This window comes from Paraburkholderia sejongensis, from assembly GCF_020880815.1.
GTDB classification, from domain to species: Bacteria; Pseudomonadota; Gammaproteobacteria; order Burkholderiales; family Burkholderiaceae; genus Paraburkholderia; species Paraburkholderia sejongensis.
In genome coordinates, this window is sequence record NZ_JAJITD010000001.1 from 346,964 (window position 1) to 361,036 (window position 14,073).

10 protein-coding genes are annotated in these 14,073 nt (G+C 68.6%); 9 read left to right on the top strand and 1 reads right to left on the bottom strand.

Annotation, left to right across the window (positions count from 1 at the left end; all coding sequences use genetic code 11):
* Window positions 1–111 precede the first annotated feature (111 nt).
* From LJ656_RS01385 to LJ656_RS01405, 5 genes are all read left to right on the top strand, one after another.
* Window positions 112–645, top strand: a complete 534-nt coding sequence (locus LJ656_RS01385) for a GNAT family N-acetyltransferase (protein ID WP_230507487.1) — start codon at window positions 112–114, stop codon at window positions 643–645.
* Window positions 645–2,249: an O-antigen ligase family protein gene (locus LJ656_RS01390; RefSeq protein ID WP_230507488.1), complete on the top strand. Its 1,605-nt coding sequence runs from the start codon at window positions 645–647 to the stop codon at window positions 2,247–2,249. Before LJ656_RS01385 ends, LJ656_RS01390 begins: the two co-directional genes overlap by 1 nt.
* 31 nt (window positions 2,250–2,280) lie before the next feature.
* Entirely contained in the window at window positions 2,281–3,459 is a 1,179-nt protein-coding gene (locus LJ656_RS01395; RefSeq protein ID WP_230507898.1) for a glycosyltransferase family 4 protein, read from the top strand.
* 203 nt (window positions 3,460–3,662) lie between these two features.
* Window positions 3,663–4,784 (top strand): glycosyltransferase family 4 protein, encoded by a 1,122-nt coding sequence (locus LJ656_RS01400; RefSeq protein ID WP_230507899.1) that lies wholly within the window; start codon window positions 3,663–3,665, stop codon window positions 4,782–4,784.
* Window positions 4,785–4,797: 13 nt separating this feature from the next.
* Entirely contained in the window at window positions 4,798–7,089 is a 2,292-nt protein-coding gene (locus LJ656_RS01405; RefSeq protein WP_230507489.1) for an NHL repeat-containing protein, read from the top strand.
* A gap of 14 nt (window positions 7,090–7,103) precedes the next feature.
* On the opposite strand, the gene LJ656_RS01410 is transcribed toward LJ656_RS01405, so the two are convergent.
* Complete coding sequence (locus tag LJ656_RS01410) at window positions 7,104–8,573, bottom strand: oligosaccharide flippase family protein (protein WP_230507490.1); 1,470 nt, start codon at window positions 8,571–8,573, stop codon at window positions 7,104–7,106.
* Window positions 8,574–8,892: 319 nt separating this feature from the next.
* On the opposite strand from LJ656_RS01410, the gene LJ656_RS01415 reads away from it, so the two are divergent.
* From LJ656_RS01415 to LJ656_RS01430, 4 genes are all read left to right on the top strand, one after another.
* Window positions 8,893–10,758: an alpha/beta fold hydrolase gene (locus tag LJ656_RS01415; RefSeq protein WP_230507491.1), complete on the top strand. Its 1,866-nt coding sequence runs from the start codon at window positions 8,893–8,895 to the stop codon at window positions 10,756–10,758.
* 224 nt (window positions 10,759–10,982) lie between these two features.
* Window positions 10,983–11,141, top strand: coding sequence for a hypothetical protein (locus LJ656_RS01420; RefSeq protein ID WP_230507492.1), 159 nt, complete (start codon window positions 10,983–10,985; stop codon window positions 11,139–11,141).
* A 96-nt stretch (window positions 11,142–11,237) separates the two neighbouring features.
* Entirely contained in the window at window positions 11,238–12,854 is a 1,617-nt protein-coding gene (locus LJ656_RS01425) for a mannose-1-phosphate guanylyltransferase/mannose-6-phosphate isomerase (protein WP_230507493.1), read from the top strand.
* Between the two features lie 442 nt (window positions 12,855–13,296).
* The gene (locus LJ656_RS01430) at window positions 13,297–14,013 is read left to right on the top strand and encodes a FadR/GntR family transcriptional regulator (protein WP_230507494.1); all 717 of its coding nucleotides are present in this window, start codon (window positions 13,297–13,299) and stop codon (window positions 14,011–14,013) included.
* The last annotated feature ends 60 nt before the right edge of the window (window positions 14,014–14,073 follow it).

A 14,073-nucleotide genomic window follows, 5' to 3' on the forward strand; every position in this document is an offset into this window, starting at 1 on the left:
GAAACTGGCGGTTGTCGCAAGTACCGTGGAGCCCATGACGAAGGACCGTGATGCCGGGGCCTGCCTGCCGGCCGCGCCGGTCCACCCGAACCGTTGACGCTGGGGAGCGTGATGAACTGGAAAACGCTGGAATTCGAGCAGTTATCCGCACGTGAGCTGTATGTGGTGCTGCGCGCGCGCAGCGCGGTGTTCGTCGTCGAGCAGTCGCATGTCTGCCTCGACGCGGACGGCCGCGACGAGCACGCGTTGCACGTGTTCGCGGCCGACGACATGTCCCGGCCGATGCCGATCCTCGCGTATGCGCGCGTGCAACCCGGCGATTCAGAGGATCCCGAAGTAACGATCGACAAGGTGCTGACCAGCCCGTTGCGGCGCGGCGACGGCACCGCCGAGCAACTGATCGAACGGGTCCTCGACGCGGTCGCCGAACGCTGGCCGGGCCGCGCGACGCGGGTCAGCGCGCCGCTCGGGCTGCGCAGCTTTTACGAACAATTCGGCTTCCGTAAGACCGAGGGACCGTATCTGGAACACGGCGTGCCGTTTATCGGCCTCACACGTCAGGTGCGCGGCACCCAACCGCGCTTCGGCGCGCGGCGTCGCGCGGCCGACGGGGAATCGCTCGTGAATACCTTCGAGCTGCTGTAGTGCCCGCTGTGCCTGTTACGCCGCCGGGCGCAGGGCTCGGCGCGCGGCGCTCGCGGGATGCTGCCCGCGCGCCGCGTCCAGCGGTCTCTTCCGTAGCTGCTTTACCCACGGTTGCGCGGATCGCGCAGCGCGCGCCGACGCCGGCGTTACGCGATCCGCTGCGCCCGCCGCTGTTGCTGTTCGGCGCGACGCTCGCGCTGCTCGTGCTGCGTCAGGGCCACCTCGTCGAATATCTGTTTCCGCTCGGCGCGATCTGCGTTGCGTTGCTGCTGTATCTGCGCTCGCCCGCGCATTACCTCGGTTTCGTGTTCTGGCTGTTCTTCCTCGGGCCCGAAGTGCGGCGGCTCGCCGATTTCGTCAACGGCGCGTTCAACGCGCAAAGCCCGATCATGATCGCGCCGCTCGCCGCGGTGTCGCTGTCCGGGCTGAGCCTGCTCAAGCATATGGCGATCCTCGGCCAGCGCCGCGCGGCGCCGCTGGTGCTGATCGTGCTCGCGCTGCTGTATGCGTTCGTGGTCGGCGCCGCGCAGGTGGGACCGGCCGGCGCAACCTATACGCTGATGACGTGGCTTTACCCGGTGCTGATCTCGTTCTATCTGATTCTCACGTGGCGCCACTATCCCGACTATCACCGGGTGCTGCTGAAGACCTTCGTTTACGGCGGACTCCTGATGAGTGTGTACGGCCTCGTCGAATTCGTCTCGCCGTTGCCGTGGACCGCGTTCTGGCTGCAGGGCTCGCAGATGGTCACCGAGGGCCACGCGGTGCCGTTCGGCATGCGCGTGAGCAGCACGATGAATTCGTGCGGCCCGTTCGCGGTCACGTTGATGGCGCTGCTGTTGACCTCGCTGGCCGCGCGCGGCTGGCCGCGCATCGTGCTCGGCTGCCTCGGCGTGCCGGTGCTGCTGCTGACCAGCGTGCGCAGCGCGTGGGGCGGCTTCGCGGTCGCGCTGCTGTATTCGTTCGCGATGCTCGACGGCCGTAACCGGGTGCGGATGCTTGCGGTGGTGCTGAGCCTCGCGCTGCTGGCCACGCCGCTGATGCTGATCGACCAGGTCGCGACGCCGGTGCTCAAGCGTTTCGACACGATGCAGAACCTGGGCAACGACACCAGCTTCCAGGAGCGCACCGAGTTCTACAAGACTTTTCTCGCGTCCGCGCTGACCAATATCGCGGGGCAGGGGCTCGGCACCACCGGCATCGGCAGCAAGCTCTCGGACAACCCGGCGGTGGCGACCATGACCGACTTCGACAGCGGTCTGATGGAAGTGCCGTATGTGATGGGCTGGCCCGGCACGCTGCTGTACGTGAGCGGGATCGCGATGCTGCTCGCGCGCGCGTTCCGCGCGAGCCGCCGGCATCCGCGCGATCTGCTCGCCAATGCGGGCGTCGGCATCGCGTTCGCGATCACCGCGATGATGGTGTTCGCGAACATGCTGACCGGCGTGCCGGGGATGTTCTTCTTTCTCGGCGCGACGTTGCCGGTGGTGTCGCTGCGCTATGCGCGCGAAGGCCGCAACATGAGCCGCGCGGCCGCCGCGCCCGAACCGGACAATCACAACGACAGGCAGCACCCGACGCAGACGAGGCGCACGGACCGATAAGCACGAAAAAAGCAGGATGAAAGACAACAGGATGCGGATTTTAATCGTTACTCATGTAGTTAGAAAAAACGACGGGCAAGGGCGGGTCAACTACGAAATCGTTCAGGGCGCGCTCGCGGCTGGCCATAGCGTGACGCTGCTGGCCGCCGAGGCGGCCCCCGAACTGCTCGACCATCCGCGCGTGCGCTTCGCGCGGATCGCGCCGAGCCGGCTGCCGGGCCGGCTGCTGCAGTACCAGTGCTTCGCATGGCGGTGCGGCGCGTGGATTCGCGCGCATCGCGACGAGTTCGACATCGTGCACGTGAACGGCTTTATCGCGTGGGCGCGCGCCGACGTCAACGCCGCGCACTTCGTGCACCACGGCTGGTATCACTGCGGCTTCTATCCGTTCCGTCTGCTGCGCGGGTTCTATCACGCGTATCAGGTGCTCTACACGCTGCTGAACATCGGCTGCGAGAAGTGGGCGTTTCGCCGTGCCGAGGTGATCGTGCCGGTGTCGCGCAAGGTCGCCGCCGAAGTCGCCGCGCTCGGCATCGACACTCAGCGCATGCAGGTGATCTACAACGGCGTCGATGTCGGCGAATTCGCGCCGGGGCCGGCCGAGCGGGCGCGCTTCGGCTTGCCGGCGCAGCCGTTCATGCTGCTGTTCGCCGGCGATCTGCGGATGCCGCGCAAGAACCTCGACACCGTGCTGCACGCGCTCGCGGCGGCCCCCGCCAACGTGCATCTGGCGGTCGCCGGGCGTCTGCACCACAGCCCGTATCCGGCGCTCGCGCGCTCGCTCGGTCTCGCCGAACGGGTCCATTTCACCGACATGGTGATGGACATGCCCGCGCTGATGCGCTCGGTCGACGCGTTCGTATTTCCGTCGCGCTACGAGGCGATGAGTCTCGTGCTGCTCGAAGCGTTGTCGGCCGGTTTGCCGGTGATCACCGTGCGCACCGCGGGCGGCGCCGAAGTGATCGATGCCGGCAGCGGCATCGTGCTCGACGATCCGGACGACGCGCGCGCGCTGACGGCAGCGATCGTGCGGCTCGCGAGCGATCCCGGCTACGCGGGGCGGCTCGGCGCGAGCGCGCGTCGCGCCGCCGCGACGCTCAGCTGGCAGGTGATGGCCGAACGTTATCTGGCGCTCTACGAACAGGTGCATGCGCGGCGCCGGGCGAGCGCGTGGCCGGCGCGCGCACGCGCATCGGTGGAGCAGCAATGAACAGAACCAGCAACGAGGCGCTCGGGCGCGGCGCCGGCAGGACTGCGAAAGAAATGGATAAAGGGACCGGCAGCGAGTCGGGCAGCGAGTCGGGCAACGGTGCCGGCAACGGGATCGCTCGCGAAACAGATCATGGCGCGGCCGCCGTGGTCGCCGCCGAGGCGGGCAGCCGGCATCCGTCGATCGACTCGTTGCAGATCGGCATGCACTGGTTCAGCGAGCGGCCCGGCGGGCTCGACCGCATGTATCAGTCGCTGATCGATACGCTGCCCGCGCAGGGCGTCGGCGTGCGCGGGATCGTGGCCGGCAGCGCGGCCGTGCTCCACGCGTCCGGCGGGCGCGTGCAGGCGTTCGCGCACGCCGACGCACAACTGCACCGGCGTCTGCGGGGCGCGCGGCAACTGTCGCTGGCGTTGCGCGCGGCGCGGCTGCCCGACCTCGTCGCCTCGCATTTCGCGTTGTATGCGGCGCCGACCTCGGGCGTGTTCCGGCGCGTGCCGAAGGTCGTGCATTTTCATGGACCGTGGGGCGCGGAATCGCATCCGGAAGGTGGCGGCGGCTGGTCGCGCGCGGCGCGCATCGCGCTCGAACGCTTCGTGTATCGCGGCGCGACGCGGCATATCGTGCTGTCGCGCGCGTTCGGCCGGTTGCTGCACGAGACCTATCGCGTACCCGACGACAGCATCCGCATCGTGCCCGGCTGCGTCGACGTCGACCACTTCGATATCGCTGCCGATCGACGCGCCGCGCGTGCGCGGCTTGGTTTGCCGCAGGACCGGCCGCTGCTGTTCTGCATCCGCCGGCTGGTGTCGCGCATGGGTCTGGAGGATCTGATCGACGCGCTGGCGCTCGTCAAGCTGCGCGTGCCCGACGTGCTGCTGACGATTGCCGGCAAGGGACCGCTCGAAACGCAACTGCACGCGCGCATTCGCGCGCGCGGACTCGACGCTCACGTGCGGCTCGCCGGCTTCGTGCCCGTCGACGATGTGCCGCTTTGGTATCGGGCGGCCGATCTGTCGGTCGTGCCGACCGTGTCGCTCGAAGGCTTCGGGCTCACGACGATCGAGTCACTGGCGGCCGGTACGCCGGTGCTGGTTACACCGGTCGGCGGTTTGCCGGAAGCGGTCGCGCCGCTGTCGAACGCGCTGGTGTTGCCGTCGGGCGGCTACAAGGCGATCGGCGAGGGGCTCATCGACGCGTTGCTGGGCCACAGCGTGCTGCCCGATAGCGACGCGTGCCGCGCGTACGCACGACGTCATTTCGACCGCGCGGTGGTGGCCGCGCAGGTGGCCGACGTCTATCGCGAAGCGATCCGCGCGTTCTGATACGACTGCGGCGATGAGCGTGCGTGCGCGCAAAACCTTCGAGCGGGTGGTGGTCGCCGCTGCGCTGGCGTTGCCGCTGCTTGCGTTGCTGGCGGCGTCGGGGAGCGGTGCCGGCGGCGCTGTGGTGACGCCGGCGGCCGGCGCTTCCGGTTCGCTGTCCTATCGAACCTCGTGGATCGGCAATACGTGGGGCTACGGCGATCGCCGCTGGATGCAGATCGACGTGCAGGCGCTCGCGGTCGCGCCCGACGGCGACGTGTTCACCAACGCGCCGTGGGACGAGAGCGGCGGCGAGCTTGGCCAGTACCGCGACGGCGACCTCGTGCGCCACGGCGGCGACTCGCATGGCTGGGGGATGATGGGCGGCGACGCGATCGCGTTGAACGACGACTACGTGTATGCGGCGCAGACGATCGTGAGTCTCGGCAACGAAGAGGCGAAGCACCGGCCGACGCCGCCCGAGGGCGAAGTGTGGAGCGGCGTGTCGCGCCGCAGCCGCGCGGATATTCGTGAAGGGGTGCCGTTCGCGGGGCAGCTGAAATTTCCGGGCGGCAGCCGTCTCGCGTTTCTGCGCATCGCGCGCTACGCGGCAAAAACCGATTACGCGATTCGCGGACTTGCCGCCGACAACAGCCGGCTGTTCGTCGCCAACCCGCTCGACAATCGCGTGCAGGTGTTCGACGCGAGGACCATGCAGCCCGTCGCCGGGTTCGCGGTGCGCGAGCCGGGGCGGATCGCGCTCGCTTCGGACGGTTCGTTGTGGCTGATCGAAAACAGTCGCGGCGCGGCGGCCCCGCACGTCGTGCATCGTTCGCGCGACGGCGCGCGGCTCGGCGAACTGGCACTGCCCAGCGACGCGGTGGCCGTCGATCTGACGGTCGATGCGCGCGGCCGCGTGCTGATCGCCGACAACGGCGTGCGCCAGCAGATCCTGATCTACAGCGCGGCGCCGGCGAGCGGCACAGATAAGGCAAGCGGCGCGATGCAACTGACCGCGACCTTCGGCGAGCGCGGCGGCATCTACGCGGGCCGCGCGGGCATGCCGGGACCACGGCGTTTCAACGGACTGACCGGCATCGGCGTGGACCACGCGGGCAATCTGTACGTATCGATGAACGGCGCTGGCCCGCGTCCGCGCAGCGCCCCGGACACCTACGACGGCGCGCTGCTCGAAAGCTACGCGCCGGACGGCAGGCGGCGCTTCAGTCTGCAGGCACTGCTGTTCGTCGACGGCGCGCAGTTCGTCGACGGCGAGCCGCCGTCCGTGTACAGCGGCAGCAAGCGTTTCACGCTCGACCTGACGCGCGGCCCCGGCGACGAGTGGACCTACGCGGGCTACACGGCCGACCGCTTCCGCTATCCGTGGGACCCATACTTCCATCTGTGGCTCGGCGGCCAGCGCGGCATGCCGATGGTGCGCGACGTGCAGGGTCACCGGCTGCTCTATACGACCGACATGTATTCGGCGTACTTACGAATTTACCGCTTCGTTGCCGGGCGCGAGACCGCGATCCCGGCCGGGCTATTCGCGCTCACGCATATCGACGGCGCGTGGCCGCCGGGTCAGCCGCCGCACGGCGAATGGATCTGGCGCGACGCTAGCGGGCGCGGCGACTTCTCGGCCGCCGCGTTCGAGCAGAGCGCGAGCGGCGGCGACGCGCCGCCGCTGCGCGGCTGGTGGGTCGACAGTCGCGGCGACGTCTGGCAGGCGACCCAGACCGATGGCATCCGCCGCTTTTCGCTGCAGGGTTTCGACAAGCGCGGCAACCCGGTCTATCGCTACACGGCGTTGCGCGAATACCCGATGCCGGCGCCGTTCAACCATCTCGCGCGACTCCAGTACTCGGCCGCCGACGACACGATGTACCTGTCCGGTTCGACGCCCGCGCAGCCTTTCAATCAACTGAACTGGAACGGCGCCGGCTCACGGCTCGCGCGCTACGACCACTGGCACAGCGCGACGCCGACGCTGCGGTACCTGATCGAATGGCCTGATGTAAGTGGTTCGGAACCCAGCGGCTCCGAACCCGGCGGCTCCGAACCATTGTTGATCAGCGGCTTCGCGCTCGCCGGCGACTACCTGTTCGCGGTCGAAGGCCGCCGCGCGCGGGTGCGCGTGTACGACCAGGCGAGCGGGTGCGAAGTCGGGCAGTTGGCGCCGGGCAAGGAAGTCGGCTCGACCAGCGGCTGGACCGACGTGCCGATGCCGATCACCGCGCACCGCCTCGCCAGCGGCGAATACCTGGTGTTCGTCGAGGAAGACGCGCGCGGCAAGGTCCTGATGTACCGCTTCACGCCAAGTTAGGCGGCACGCGCGCGTCACCCCTCGGCCTGGTTCGCCGACGGCACCACGCGGGTCCACAGCTTGTAAAGCGCCGCGCGCAATTCGCTCGAACCATGCAGCGACATCCCGAAGTTCGCGGCGGTCAGCGCGAGCCCGACCGCGATCGCCAGCGGCAGCGCGCTGATCAAGTCGGCCAGCGCCACCGCGACCAGCAGAAAGGCCAGATGCGCGAGCATGTTGCGCACGATCGACCACGCGTGCAGCTTCGAAAAGCCAAGCAGTACGGAATAATCGAACAGCGCCTTCAGCACCACGACGACCCCGGCGCCCATGATCCCGTACCAGTGAATCGCGGCCCACAGCGCGCCGGCGAAGAACGGCAGTTGCAGCCAGCTGACGGTCGCGACAGACGCGGGGCTGGTCTGTGCCTGGATGAGCATGCCGAGAATGCTCGATTGCCCGGCCAGCCACACGCCGAGCACCAGCACGCTGGCGACCGGCGCCGAGGCGGCCATCGTCGGCCCGAGCCACAGCAGCAGAAACGGTTTCAACGCGAACAGCGCGACGATTACGCAGGGCGTGAACGCGCCGTTCAGAAACGCCAGCGAGTTATGCGCGAGCGCGTTCGCATCCTTGCGCGAGGCCGCCGACAGCCGCGGAAACAGCGTGCGCACCATCGCGATCGGCAGCAGGTTCAGACGCGTGACGAGATTCTGCGGCGTCGCGTAGTAGGTGACGAAGCGCGCGCCGAGCAGCGCGCCGATCAGCACCCGGTCGAGCGTCGCCGCGAGCATGTTGGCGCCGGAAAACATCAGCATCCAGCGGCCGTTGCGAAAGATTTCGGTCATCAGGCGCCATTCCGGCCAACGCATGCGGCGAATCTTGAGCGCACGGATTGCGCCCACGCCGAGCAGTACGGCGGCGATAAAACGCGCGATCACGCAGGCCGGAATCACGATGGCGAGCGATGCCGAAAACGCGAAGATCGCCGCGAGCGGCAGCAACTGGAACAGCGCGGTGCCGAGCGTCTGGTTGACGTTGTAGCTGGCGAAGCGCTCGACCCCGGTGATCGCGCCCGCGAACACCCACGACACGTTGGCGAGCGGCACCGCCGCGGCGATCCACGGCAGGCTCGCGAGCACTTCCTTCTGGAACGCCGGATCGATTTTCACGCCGTGCGTGATGTACAGGATGGTGCCGCCATAGATCAGCGCGCCGCCGACGATGCCGGTGGCCAGATTCATGAACCAGGCACTCCAGAAGATTCGCTCGATGGAATCGTCGGTTGCATTGCGGGCCTTGGCGATCTGGTTTTCGGTCGCGAGGCTGGTGCCCAGGTCGAGCACGCTGAAGTAGCCGATCAAGGTCCACACCAGGTTGATCACGCCATAGCGCGCGGCGCCCAGCAGATGGATGTAGGCGGGGACCGTGACGAGCGAGACGAAGGTCGGTGCGACGGCTCCGGCGAAGTTGATGATGATGTTTCTGACGATACTTCTTTCCATAGTCCACTGTCCGGCCGGTCACGCGAGCAGTCGTGCGAGCTGGCTCGGCACGGCGCTCGCGTGGGCATGCGCGCCCTGCGGCATGCGGCGGCGATTGGTCGCGAGTCTTGCATCTTGCCCTGATGTGGCGCGCGTCTGTGTGGGTGGCCGAACAGATAGACGCGATAGGGACACGGTTAAATGTCACCGGAAACCGGCCGGCGCGCAACGGCCACGGCAACGTTTGCGTCGGAGTCCGCAACAGTGTGGCGGGGCGCACATATGAGCAGGGGGACGTTTGTTGTAATCCCTGAAAGAAAAATCAGGTAAGGAGTGAACTTTGAGACCCCTCGTCTTCGACGGCAATTTCGGCTGGTTGCATCCAGCGGACGGGCCGGATGGCGTTGTAATGTGTGCCCCGTTCGGCTTCGATTCGCTGTGCACCTATCGCGGCATGCGTCTGCTGGCCGAACGCCTTGCCGCGCGCGGGATGCCGGTGTTGCGCTTCGACTATCCGGGCACCGGCGATTCGGCCGGCGAGCCGACCGACCCGGGCTTGTGGCGCGCGTGGATCGACAGCGTCAAGCAGGCGGTCGCGCAGTTGCGCGCGCAGACCGGCGTCAAGCGGGTGAGCCTGTGCGGTCTGCGGCTGGGCGGCATGCTGGCCGCGCTCGCCGCGCAGGAACTGGGCGACGTGCATGGTCTCGTGCTGCTGTCGCCGGTGCTGTCGGGCAAGACCTATCAGCGCGAGTTGCGGGTCGCTTACCGGCAGTGGGTGGCGCTGCCCGAATCGATGGATTGCGTGGTCGAGCCCGATACCGACGAGTTCGTCGAGGCATATGGCTTCCGGATGTATCGCGACACGCTCGAAGGGCTGCGCGGCGCCGATCTGGCGCGCGACACCAGCCGGCCCGCGGCGCGCGTCTTGCTGCTCGATGCGCTGAACCCGGCGCGCGTCGACGCGCTGGCCGCGCACTATCAGCAGCATGGCGTAGAGGTCGAGCGCCAGCCGTTCGACGAATACGGCCGTTTCATGCTCGAGGCGCTCGCCAGCGAGGTGCCGCACGCGGCGTTCGACGCGATCGAACGCTGGTTCGCGGCAGATGCCGCGGCGTGGGCGCCCACGCCGGCAGCGGTGCCGCGCCGCGGCGAAGACGGCGCGGGTGGTCACTACGTCGCGCCGGGCGTGTTCGAAACGCCGGTGTGGCTGAACGACGGCCAGGTGTCCGGCGTGTACTGCCTGCCCGACGGCGCGGCCGCCGCGAGCGCGCCGGCGGTGGTGATGGTCAATACCGGCGCGGTGTCGCGGATCGGCAATGCGCGCTTCGGCGTGCGGTTCGCGCGGCGCCTCGCGCGCCAGGGGATCGCGTCGCTGCGGGTCGATATCGGCCATCTCGGCGATAACCTGCCGACGGCCGGGATGCTCACCATCGACGGCCTGTACGCGCAGTCGTGCGCCGACGATGCCGCCGCCGCGTCGCGCTGGCTCGCGGCGCGCGGCCATGCGGGCGCGGTGCTGCTCGGCATCTGCTCGGGCGCTTACGCCGGCCTGCATGCGGCGACGCGCGAGCCCAGCGTGCTCGGGGCGGTGCTGGTCAACGTGCAGAAGTTCATCTGGAGCAACGTGTGCGACGAACACGGCCAGCCGATGGTGCCGGTCGCCGCGTTCGGCTCGACGCGCAACTACCTGCGCTCGCTGACCAAGGTGCACAAGTGGCGCCGCGTGTTCCGCGGCGAGACCGCCGGCTTCGGCGTGGTGCGCGAGCTGGCGGTGCGGATGGTGTCGCGCGCGATGGTCACCGGCGCGCATCTGCTGGGCCGGCTGTGCGGACGCGAGCTCGGCGCGAGCGACGAGCGGCGCCTGTTCGCCGGGCTCGACGAACAGCGCGTCGAGACACACCTCGTGTACGGCGTGCTCGACGAAGGCGTCGAGGAACTGGAGCGCTGCTTCGGCGCGCGCGGCGCGCGGCTGCGGCGCTACGAGCATATCCACGTGGCCTTCTGCAAGCACACCGATCACGCGATTCTGTCGTCGGTCGCGCAGGAAAACGTGATGTCGTACGTCGAAAAAGTCTGTCGGGGCGGCTTCCGCAAGCTGCGTCAACCGGAACCCGCGACGCTCGACGACGGCGCGCGCAACCCTGCGGGCGAGGCCGGGTTGGTCGCCGATGCCGCCGGCGGGTTGCGGCCGTTCGGAGAGGCGTGATGGCGGCGTGCACGGCGGCGCGTGTCGGCAGGGGGCGGGCGGCGCGCGGCGCCGCAACGGTTCGCGCGCGAGCGGCCCGCCAATGCCGCTGCCAGTGCCGCTGGGAGTGCCGCTGGGAATGCCGCTGCCACTGCAGCGCGCCAGAGCGCGGTGCCATCTGGCGCGCGAGCTGCCGACCCTCGCTGCCGCCATCGATGCATGGTCAACCGCAAGCCGGCGGGCGCATGTCTGCTCTGCTGCGGCTTACGCGTTTCGCGACGCAGGCCGGCATGCCGTCGTGCGCTCACGCGGCGCCCGTCATCACCGCCGGGAGCGAAGAAAGTACCGCGTGGTGGCTCTATCTGAGCACTCACAAAACACGCGCCGCGCTCGGGCTCGACTGACGCGCGGACCCGGAAAACAACGATTGCGACCGCGAGGCACGTCCTGACATCACGCCGGCCCTTGAACCCGAAAGAACCGAACAGTGGGATCGCATCATGAATCGAATAGTAGAACCAGGCAATCCGCTCATCCCGCAGACCGGGCCCGACGGTAGCGCCGCCAGCCTGGCGCAACCGACCGTGCAGCCGGTGATTCTCGCGGGCGGCTCCGGCACGCGGTTGTGGCCGCTGTCGCGCGAGCGCAATCCGAAGCAGCTGATCGGCCTGCTGGGCGAGCAGTCGCTGCTCGAAGCGACGCTGCGCCGGCTCGACGACGCGTTCGCGGTCGCCGCGCAGGACGCGCCGCGCGCGAAAGCGCCGGCCGCGCCGCTGGTCGTATGTTGCGAGGAGCTGCGGCTGGCCACGCTCGAACGCGTCGAGCAGTACCGCAAGCCGGTGCGCATGCTGCTCGAACCGGCGCCGCGCAACACCGCGCCGGCGCTGACCGTCGCCGCGCTCGCCGCGCAGGCGGCGGCCGCGGCCGGCGACGATCCGATCCTCGTCGCGCTGCCCGCCGATCATCTGATCGCCGATCACGCCGCGTTCGGCGCCGCTCTGAACGCGGCGCTCGCGCAGGCCGAGCGCGGCGCGATCGTCACGCTCGGGGTGCCGCCGCAGCGCGCGGCGACCGGCTATGGCTATATCCGTACCGGCGCGGCGCTCGGCACGCGCGGCGCGCGCGCGATCGAGCGCTTCGTCGAGAAGCCGGATGCGGAACTGGCCGAGCGCTACTACGCGTCGGGCGAATATTGGTGGAACAGCGGCATGTTCGTGGTGCGCGCGTCGGTGTGGCTCGCGGCGCTCGCGCTGTGCCGCCCGCTGATCGCGGCGGCCTGCGCGGATGCGTTCGCGCGCGCGAGCATGTCCGCCGACGGCGCGCTGCATCTGGCGGCCGATGCGTTCGCCGCCTGCCCGGCCGATTCGGTCGACTACGCGGTGCTGGAGCGCATCGGCACCGACGCGCGGCTCGTCGGCGTGACCGTGCCGCTCGATGCGGGCTGGTCGGACGTCGGCGCGTGGGATTCGGTGTGGGATGCGTCGAGCAAGGACGCGGCGGGCAACGTCGCGCGCGGCCGCGTGATGTTCGATGGCGCGCGCGACAGCTTCGCGCATTCGGACGGCCGTCTGGTCGCGTGCGTCGGCGTGAGTGGTGTGGTGGTGGTCGAGACCGCCGACGCGGTGCTGGTCGCCGCCAAGGACCGGGTGCAGGACGTCAAGGCGATCGTCGGCCGGCTGAAGGCGGAGCAGGGCAGCGAGGCACACGAGCATCGCAAGGTCGGGCGGCCGTGGGGCTTCTACGATTCGCTCGAACGCGGCGAGCGCTTTCAGGTCAAGCGCATCGTCGTGAAGCCGGGCGGGCGGTTGTCGCTGCAGATGCATCATCATCGCGCCGAGCACTGGATCGTGGTGCGCGGCACTGCGCTAGTCACGCGCGGCGACGAACAGTTCCTGCTGGCGGAGAATCAGTCGACCTTCATCGCGCTCGGCACCACGCACCGGCTCGAAAATCCCGGCAAGACGCCGCTGGAGATCATCGAGGTGCAATCGGGCGGCTATCTGGGCGAAGACGACATCGTGCGCCTGGACGATCAGTACGGCCGCGGCGACGGGGCGGCCCACGGCAGCGCGGCGAGCCACGGCAGCGCGGCGAGCCACGGCAGCGCCGTCGGCTGACGAACCGAAAACGGAGCGCTGCGCGCGGCCCGCGCCCCTCGATCCGCGCCATCTTCACCACGCGCCCGGCTCATTTCGCGAGCGGCGCCGTGGCGCTTTCGACCGGCAGCGGCGCAGCGCTTTGCGCGCTGACCGCCCACGCATTCAAGCCGGCTTCGCGCTAATCCGGCATTTCATCTCAAAACGTGCGTATTCGCACTATGCATTCCTCCCGAGGCAGGCACGCTTGATGAGCACGCCTGGCGCCCATTACAAACCAGCGCGTTACATGAACGAAACAATTGTTCAGAGGGATAACCCTGTCAGGAAGTGTCCCAACTGGCGCATCTGTTTCGAACCAAGCAACGTATCGTAAAACGATCCTGGTTGCATAAAAACGATACGTACGGGCCCTTCATTCATCAGGCTACGCGGGGGTAACACCGCATCGGGGAGAGAGTTTATGGAACAGGCGAACAAGGATCGCTCGCTGGTGAGCAAGGTGATGGACGGCCTCGTGACCGGCATCGTCGAGGAAAAGTACGGCGCGATATTGCCGCCCCAGGACGTGCTGTCCAAGGAGTTCGACGTGAGCCGCACGGTGATGCGCGAGGCACTGTCGATGCTGCTCGCGCGCGACATGCTCGACGTGCGTCCGAAGATCGGCACGCGGATCCGGCCGATGAGCGACTGGCGCATGATCGACGAGGACGTCGTCAACTGGCGCTTTCGCGCGAAACCCGACCCGATGTTCCTGCGCGACGTGATCGAGTTCCGCATCCTGATCGAACCGCGTGCGTCGGCGCAGGCGGCCGCGCGCGGCAGCGCCGCCGACGTCGCGGCAATCCGCGAGGCGTTCGAGGCGATCCGGCTGGTGCGCCCGAGCGAGAGCGGCTATCTGGAAGCCGACGAGCTGTTCCATACGCGCATCGTGACCGCGAGCGGCAACCAGTTCTTCAAGCAGATGGCGGCGATCATTCGCGGCGCGCTGTCGACCGTGCCGCCGATCGTCAACGAGCGCGAAGGCTTGTGGGAAAGCGTGATCGCTTCGCATCAACGGGTCGTCGAGGCGATCGAGCGGCGCGATCCGAAGGAGGCCGAAATAGCCGCGCTCGCGCTGATCGATCACAGCGCCGAGGAACTCGGGCGTTTTTCGGCGGAGCCGCCGGCGCGCGTGTAAGTGGCGCGGCGGTTAGCCAGGCTGAAGGGAGGGCGGCGCCCTCCAGGTCCACGCGGTGAC

Coding starts and splice junctions, on each gene's coding strand:
- LJ656_RS01385 (WP_230507487.1), top strand. CDS start 112: ATGAACTGGAAAACGCTGGAATTCGAGCAGTTATCCGCACGTGAGCTG.
- LJ656_RS01395 (WP_230507898.1), top strand. CDS start 2,281: ATGCGGATTTTAATCGTTACTCATGTAGTTAGAAAAAACGACGGGCAA.
- LJ656_RS01400 (WP_230507899.1), top strand. CDS start 3,663: ATGCACTGGTTCAGCGAGCGGCCCGGCGGGCTCGACCGCATGTATCAG.
- LJ656_RS01405 (WP_230507489.1), top strand. CDS start 4,798: ATGAGCGTGCGTGCGCGCAAAACCTTCGAGCGGGTGGTGGTCGCCGCT.
- LJ656_RS01410 (WP_230507490.1), bottom strand. CDS start 8,573: ATGGAAAGAAGTATCGTCAGAAACATCATCATCAACTTCGCCGGAGCC.
- LJ656_RS01420 (WP_230507492.1), top strand. CDS start 10,983: ATGTCTGCTCTGCTGCGGCTTACGCGTTTCGCGACGCAGGCCGGCATG.
- LJ656_RS01425 (WP_230507493.1), top strand. CDS start 11,238: ATGAATCGAATAGTAGAACCAGGCAATCCGCTCATCCCGCAGACCGGG.
- LJ656_RS01430 (WP_230507494.1), top strand. CDS start 13,297: ATGGAACAGGCGAACAAGGATCGCTCGCTGGTGAGCAAGGTGATGGAC.